This is a genomic window from Magnetococcales bacterium, from assembly GCA_015231925.1.
Taxonomy (GTDB): domain Bacteria; phylum Pseudomonadota; class Magnetococcia; order Magnetococcales; family JADGAQ01; genus JADGAQ01.
Genome location: JADGAQ010000184.1, coordinates 1 through 8132, shown reverse-complemented (window position 1 = coordinate 8132; position 8132 = coordinate 1). Strand labels below are relative to the sequence as shown.

Genomic DNA, 8132 nt, shown 5'->3' with positions numbered 1-8132 from the left:
GGCCCCCCCTTGCCCCCCCGCGGTCCGCAGCGGGTCGTCCGGATCGTGCGGGTGGCGAGTGGGTGCGCTTTCTTTCGATGCTGCGGACCGCTTACGGACACGTCAACGGATAAAACCTCGGGGCTCCGCCCCGAACCCCGCCGGGGGGGATAATCCCCCCCGGACCCCCGTATTTTTCACAGGCCACGTCAACACCTCGGGGCGCTGCCTTGCCCCCTCTTTCCCGCAAAAAAAAAGGCCGGGGGATCTCTCCCCCAGCCCTTTACGGCTGTCGCTTTCGCTTATCTTCAGAACCGCTCGAACTCGCTGTCGCCCGGCCCCTCGTCCCCACCCATATCCAGATTCACCCCGCCGCCGCCTGCTCCCTTCGGCGCCGGCAAGGCCTTCGGCGCCGCCTTGCCTATCGCCTTCTTCGGCGGCATCAACGGCTTCGACGCCGCCTTGGCCACCGGACGATGCACCGCCGCCTTCTTCGGCGGGGCACGATGCTCCACACCCGTCTTGAAGAACGCAATCGCCTCCTGCAAACGATCCGCCTGCCCCGACAACTCCTCCGCCGTGGCCGCCATCTCCTCGGAAGCCCCCGCGTTCTGCTGAATCACCTTGTCCAACTGCTGAATCGCCGAGTTGATCTGCCCCGCACCCTGACTCTGCTCCCGCGACGAAGCGGCAATCTCCGCCACCAACTCCGCCGTGCGCTGAATGTCCGGTACCAGCTTGGACAACATGGTCCCCGCCCGCTCCGCTACCTCCACACTGGAGGCGGACAACTGCCCGATCTCCCCCGCCGCGGTCTGGGAACGCTCCGCCAACTTGCGAACCTCCGCCGCCACCACCGCGAAACCCTTGCCATGCTCCCCGGCTCGCGCCGCCTCGATGGCCGCATTCAAGGCCAACAGATTGGTCTGCCGCGCAATCTCCTCGATGATGGAAATCTTGGAGGCGATCTCCTTCATCGCCGCCACCGCCTCCGTCACCGCCTTGCCGCTCTCCTCGGCATCCTTCGACGCCTTCTTCGACATGCCCTCGGTGGTGGAAGCGTTGTCCGTGTTCTGCTGAATCCCGGAAGACATCTCCTCCATCGCCGCCGAAGTCTCCTCCACCGAAGCCGCCTGCTCCGTGGCCCCCTCCGACAACGACTGCGACGACGACGACAACTCCGCACTGCCCGTGGCCACATTGTCCGAAGCCTGACGCACCTTGCCGACCACCTCCTGCAGATTGGTCACCATGCTGCGCAACGCATCCGCCAAGACCCCCACCTCATCCTTCTGATGCACATCCAGATTGGCCGTCAAATCGCCGTCCGCAACGCGACGCGCAAATTCCACACCCCGCCCCAGCGCCACGGTGATGGAACCCGTCAACACCCAGGCCACCACCACCCCGATCAACACCGCAATCACCGAGGCCCACAGAATGATGGCCTCCGCCGAGCTGATCTGCGCGTCCATCTTGACCTGCTGACCCTCGCGAGCCTCGATGATCACCTTGATGGCGTCCGCACCCACCTTCTCCAGACGCCCTTCGGTCTCATGCTCCTGCTTGACCAGGCCGACATACTCGTGGAGGGCCTTCTCGTAGACGTCCAACCCCTCCAGAGCCTTTTTCACCTGGTTGATGTTCTTCTCCTGCTTGAAGGAGCCCATCAACTCCGTGCCCATCTTGCGGGCGCCGTTCAACACCTCGACGGCGGCCTTGGCGTCCTTCTCATCCTTGGAGTTGATGAAATTCAGCATCTGACGCCGGGCATCCAGCAGTTCGGTGCGCATGGCCCCCGCCGTCAACGCCTTGTGCATGCGATCCTTCAGCTTGGCCGCATCCAGAGGCTCTTTCTTCAAATCCTCGTCCAACTGGGTCTTCTGGTCATCCCGCAAGGTGGTGAACTGCACCATGGCATCCCGCCCGGCGTTGCGCATCTTCTCCAACGTTTCGTCCAGCTTGCGACGGATATCCTGGAAGGAGGTGAACGCCGCGCCGTAATCCTTGGCCGCGCTGATCACCTGATCCATGCGCTGCTTGTCCGCCGCATCCTTGAAGCGATTATCCCGTGCCTCGGCGGCGGCATCCTGCAGCTTTTTCACGCTGGCATGCACCAGTTCCGCCTGTTTGACATCGGTGTCCAGATTGAACTTCATCTCCGCCTGACGCGCCTCGCGGATAATCTGAACACCCTTCCACAACGCCGTGGAGTTGTCCACCCGCCGGGCCGAGCTGTCCAGCCCATCCCAGCCGGAGTAGCCGACAAAAACCAGCAATAACAGCACGGCGCCAAACCCGATCGCCAGCTTGAGCCCCAGTTTTAGGTCTTTTAACATGCCTTTCCCCCCGAAAATGGAGTAGTTTTTAAAAGAAAACCGCCTATTTCTATCAGGTATTGAGACGGGCGGCAATCACGAAATACCAATGATAAGATAAAAAAATTTTATGGTTGAAGGGGTTACAAAACGCCGCAGGCAAGCGGGGATGTATATCTTTTTTTGACTTTCAATATTTTTTATTTTAAAGTATTAAAAAAAGAAAATGTTCTACCCTTTGACTTTTCTGATATCAGTTAATTATCATATAAAGACAAATTATTTATAATTTTCTGAAAAGGACATGGGAAAAGTCAACGGACAGAACATTTTCTTTTTTTTGATACTTTAAAAGATAAATATTGAAAGGCACAGGAGTCAACACCTTCCCGGCAGGGCATAGCGTTCGATGGCTTCCAGCAGGGTCTTCTTCTTGATCGGTTTGGCCAGATGGGCGTCGCATCCCGCTTCCAGGCTGTGGGCGATATCCTCGGCCAGGGCGTAGGCGCTGAGGGCCAGAATGGGCAGCCGGGGCAACCCCTGCTCCGCTTCCACGCGCCGCCGGGCGCGGGTGGCGCAATAGCCGTCCATGACGGGCATCTGCACATCCATCAACACCAGATCGAAGGGCGCTTCCCCCATCTTCTCCACCGCGACGGCCCCGTTTTCCGCCACCTCCAGCCGACAGGGATAATCCTTCAGATAGGTTTGAATCAGCAGCCGGTTGTCGTCGGAATCGTCCACCAGCAATATCTGACGCAACGGCCCCTCAAAAGCGGGATGGCTTTGCGGCGCGATGGTCTTGCTCGGGGTCAGGCCGTGGTTCAAGGCCTGATCGATGAGGCGGAAGATCTCCAGACGGCGCACCGGTTTGGTCAGATAATGCTCCACCCCCAGAACCTGACAGCGCTGCTGATGCGACTCGTGGTTTTCGGAGGTCAGCATCAGGATGGGAATGCCCGGATGGCTGGCGGCGCGCCAGCACTCCACCAGCCGGAAGCCGTCCATGCCCGGCATGCGCACGTCCAGCAACAGCAACTGATAGGGGCGGCCCGAAGCCACCGCCTGTTCCATGCGGATCAGACCGGAGTAGCCGTCGGGGGCTTCGTCGAGTTCCACGCCGGTGCCCTGCAGGTATTCGCGCAGCACCTGCAGATTGGCGGCGGTATCGTCCACGGCCAGGGCGCGCACCCCCCGCAGGTCGGGCAGGGTCGCCACCGGCGTTGCCGTGGCCCGGGTGAACGGCAGGGTGAAACGAAACGTGGAGCCGCGTTTCGGCTGGCTCTCCACCTCGATGCGCCCCCCCATCTTGTCCACCAGCTTGCGCACGATGGCCAGGCCGAGGCCGGTGCCGCCGAAACGACGGGTGATGGAGCTGTCGGCCTGCACGAAACTTTCGAAAATGGTGTGCAGCCGGTCCGCCTCGATGCCGATGCCGGAATCGGCCACACTGAAGCGGATCCACACCCGCCGCGAATCCCCGGCAGGCTCTTCGACCCGCTCCGCCTCGAAGTGGATCAAGCCCTGCTCCGTGAACTTCACGGCGTTGCTCATCAGATTGAGAAATATCTGTCGCAGCCGGATGGGGTCGCCGCGCAGATTTTCCGGCACCTCGGGTTTCAGGTGACGCACCAGTTCCAGCCCCTTGGCGTGAACGCGCAAGGCCATGATTTCGCAAACAACGTCCATCTCCTCCTGCAGATTGAAGGTGGTCTCTTCCAGATCCAGTTGGCCGGACTCGATTTTGGAGATGTCCAGAACGTCGTTGATCACCCCCAGAAGATTTTCCCCCGCCGAACGGAAGACCTGCACAAATTTTCGCTGTTCCCCGTCGAGGCTGCTCTCCCACAACATGTCGGCCATGCCCAGAATGGCGTTCATGGGGGTGCGGATTTCGTGGCTCATGTTGGAGAGGAATTCGCTTTTGGCGCGATTAGCCGCTTCCGCCTGCTCCTTGGCGAAGCGCATGGCGTCTTCGGCCCGTTTGCGCTCGGTGATGTCCCGTGCGGTGGCGTAGGTGATGCCCTCTTCCTTCACGAATACCGCCTTCCACGACAGCCAGCGGTGGGAGCCGTCCTTGCAGACGTAGCGGTTTTCGAAGTTGAGGGAGTAGCCCACCTGCAGTTGCCGGTTCATCTCGTCGCGGGTGCGCTGCTGGTCCTCGGGATGGATGAAATCGACGAAGGGGCGGGCGATCAACTCCGAGGCGGTATAGCCCAGCACCTCCGTCATGGCGGGATTGACCTTTTTGAAGCAGCCCAGGGGATCGGCGATGCACATCAGGTCGGAAGCGGTTTGAAAGAGTTTGAAATACTGTTCCCGTTCGATTTCAGCCCGTTTGCGGTCGGTGATGTCCAGGCCCGCGCCGACCAGGTGGGGTTTTCCGTCCACCTCCAGGCGGGATCCGGTGAAATAGAAGAGCATCTCGTCGCCGGTGGAACTCAGGAAGTGGGCTTCAACGGTGCTTTGTCCGCGAGTGAAGACTTCGCGGATGCGTTCCGCCACCCGGGGGCGATCTTCCGGGGTGATGAAGTTGAGGATGGGCATGCCTTTCAGTTTGCCGGGGGGGTAGCCGGAGAGGCGTTCGAAGTTGCGGTTCCAGGCCACCAGGCGGCCTTCGGCGTCGAAGAGGTAGAAGAGACCGGGCAGGCTTTGGGTGAGGCTTTCCGTGAAGAGGCTGCTTTGTTGCAGCCTGGCGGCCTGTTCGGCGAGTTGCAGCTCCAGGTCGGCGCGTTCCCGGATGAGGGCGCGGTTGGCGGCGGCCAGATCGAGGGCGGCCTTCTCCTGACGGGAGAGTTTGTAAAGCAGCAACACGATGGCCAGCAGGGCCATGAGGAGGGGAGCGTAGGTGGAGAGAGAGAGCGCATTCATAATTGATGTCAGTTCATTCATACGGGGGTCCGGGGGGGATTATCCCCCCCGGCGGAGGTTTGGAGGCGGAGCCTCCAAGGTGTTGTCCGTTGCCGTGGCGGTCCGTTGCCGTGGCGGTCCGTTGCCGTGATCTGTTGTCCGTAGCGGTCCGCTGCCGCCAATGAAACCCCGAAAGCCGCCACCCCGCACCCAACGGATTTATCGCAGCGGACCGCGGGGGGGCAAGGGGGGGCCTCATCCCCCCATCCGTTGACGTTGCCTTTCCGCCGTTGACTTTCCGCCGTTGCCCCATCCGGGGGCAGGGCTTCCGGGGATATAGCGGATTCCGGTTTGCCGGCGCGTTCAAAAATGGGGGGATGAGGCCCCCCTTGCCCCCCTGCGGTCCGCCGCGATAAATCCGCTCCGCGTGGGATGTGACTTTCGGGATTTCATTGGCGGCGGCGGACCGCAACGTCAACATCAAAACCCTGGGGCTCCGCCCCAGACCCCGCCGGGGGGGATAATCCCCCCCGGACCCCCGTATGAATGGACAGACAGCCTCGGGGCGCCCCCCCTACTTCTCCAGAACCTTGCGGGCGATGTGGCTCGGCACCTCCTGATAGGTGGCCACCTGCATGGTGTAAAGCCCCCGTCCGGAAGTCAACCCGTTGAGTACGTTGCCGTAATCCAACACCTCCGCCATGGGCGCTTCGGCCTTGATCGTCTGATGATGCCCTTTGGGCACCACCCCGGTGATGCGACCCCGCCGGGAGTTGAGATCCCCGATGCAATCCCCCAGCACATCGTCCGGCACCACCACCTCCATGGCCATGATCGGCTCCAGCAACACCGCCTCCCCCTGCTCCATGCCCTGTTTGAAGGCGGCGGCCCCGGCGCTTTTGAAGGCGTAATCGGAGGAGTCCACCGAATGGTAGCCGCCATCGACCAGAGCCACGCGAACATCGACCACCGGATAACCGCCCACCACCCCGTGGGCCAGACTCTCCCGGATGCCCTTCTCCACCGAGGGGATGAACTGCCGGGGAATGGCCCCGCCGACGATGCGATCCTCGAAAACGAAGCCCTCGCCCCGCCCCAACGGCTCCATTTCGACCCAGCAGTCGGCGAACTGGCCGCGACCGCCGCTCTGCTTCTTGATGCGCCCCTGCACCCGCACCTTGCGGCGCAGGGTCTCCCGATAGGGCACACGCGGCGTTTTCAGTGTCGCCACCGCGCCGTATTTGCGTTTCAGCCGCTCCAGCACCACCATCAACTGGGTTTGACCCATGCCGGAGAGGAGGATTTCGTGGGTCTCCCCGTCGCGGTGCATCTGCAGGGTGGGATCCTCTTCCACCAGACGGGCCAGCCCGTTGGAGACCTTCTCCTCGGTTTTGGCCTCCACCTCCACGGCGTAAGTGAGGGTGGGCTCCTGATAGCGCACCCGGTCGTAAACGATCGGCGCCTGCGGGGCGCAAAGGGTGTCGCCGCTGCGGGTTTCCGGCAGTTTGGCCAGCGCCCCCATCTCCCCGGCGCGCAGCACGCCGACCTCCTCCAGCTTTTTGCCCACCACGCGGTAGAGGTGGGGAGACCGCTCCTTCACGCCCCGGGTGCTGTTGAGAAACTCCCGTTCGGGGAGCAACTCCCCGGAAAAGAGACGGATCAGGGAGAGTTTGCCGGAAAAGGGATCGACCACCGTTTTGAAGACCACGGCGGAAAAGGGCTCCTCGACGGCGGCCTGACGGCTCACTTCGACGCCGCTTTCCGGGTTGCGACCGGTCAGGGGTTTGATGACGGCCTTGTCGGGAGGGCTTGGCAGGTAGTAGGCGATGCCGTTCAGCAGGGCGCGCACCCCGATGTTGGCCTGAGCGGAGCCGCAGAAGACCGGCAGCAGACGTCGGGTCAGCACCGCCTCCCGCAGGCCCTGGTGCAGGGTGGCTTCGTCGGGGGTGACGCCGTTGTCCAGGTAATTGGTCAGCAGGGCGTCGTCCCCCTCGACGATGCGTTCCACCAGTTGCGACCGGTAGTACAGGGCGTCTTCGCGAGCCGACTCCGGCAGGGGAATCTGCACGAAAACCCCGTCTTTGGCGCTCCAGGCGGTCATGGGGATCAGGTCGACGATGCCCTGGAAGCTCTCCCCCGCGCCGATGGGCATGGTCAGGGGCAGGGCGGTGACGCCGAGGCTTTGTTCGATTTCGCCCAGCACGCGAATGAAATCGGCGCGGGGTTTATCCATTTCGTTGATGAAGCCGAGGGGGGCCACCAGGGCTTCCCGGACCATCTCCCAGAGGCGTTCGGTTTCGGGTTTGACGCCGGAGACGCCGGAAAAGAGCATGACGGCCCCGCCAACCACCTGCAGGGCCCCACGGGTCATCTCCAGGTAGTCGATGAAGCCGGGGGTATCGATCAGGTGGATATCCACCTCCCGCCAGTGGAATTGGGCCAGGTGGGGGGTGATGGTCAAGCCGCGTTGCGCCTCTTCGGGTTCGGTACTCAGGGTGGTGGTGCCTTTTTCGACCACGCCGCGCTTGTCGATGGCCTTGCCGTTGAAGAGCATGCTTTCGGCCAACATGGTTTTACCGCCGCCGCCGTGGGAAACCAGGGCCACGCTGCGTTGGGCCCGGATGTCGTAGGAACCGTTCATGCAGCCACCTCCCCCTGCCGAAGATCATTACCGGATGGTCATACAATAGCGGGCGGGGGGGACGAGGGAAAGCGGATTTTCGGCAAATACGGGGTGCCTGGGGGGATTACCCCTCCTCAAGGAGGAAGATTACGAGCGGAAGAATGAAAGAATAAGTGAATACGGGGGTCCGGGGGGGATTATCCCCCCCGGCGGGGTTCGGGGCGGAGCCCAGAGGTTTTATCCGTTGACGTGTCCGTAAGCGGTCCGCCGCATCGAAAGAAAGCGCACCCCCTCACCACCCGCACCATCCGGACGACCCGCTGCGGACCGCGGGGGGGGCAAGGGGGGGCCTCATCCCCCCA

At 62.3% G+C, this 8132-nt stretch carries 3 protein-coding genes; all 3 read right to left on the bottom strand.

The window, feature by feature from the left end; translation table 11 throughout:
• Window positions 1-287: 287 nt before the first annotated feature.
• Window positions 288-2318, bottom strand: coding sequence for a methyl-accepting chemotaxis protein (locus HQL56_16170; protein MBF0311051.1), 2031 nt, complete (start codon window positions 2316-2318; stop codon window positions 288-290).
• Between the two features lie 357 nt (window positions 2319-2675).
• Window positions 2676-5189 carry a response regulator gene (locus HQL56_16165; protein ID MBF0311050.1) on the bottom strand — a complete coding sequence of 838 codons (2514 nt, stop codon included), beginning with the start codon at window positions 5187-5189 and terminating at the stop codon, window positions 2676-2678.
• A 532-nt stretch (window positions 5190-5721) separates the two neighbouring features.
• Complete coding sequence (locus HQL56_16160) at window positions 5722-7788, bottom strand: elongation factor G (GenBank protein MBF0311049.1); 2067 nt, start codon at window positions 7786-7788, stop codon at window positions 5722-5724.
• Window positions 7789-8132 lie beyond the last annotated feature (344 nt).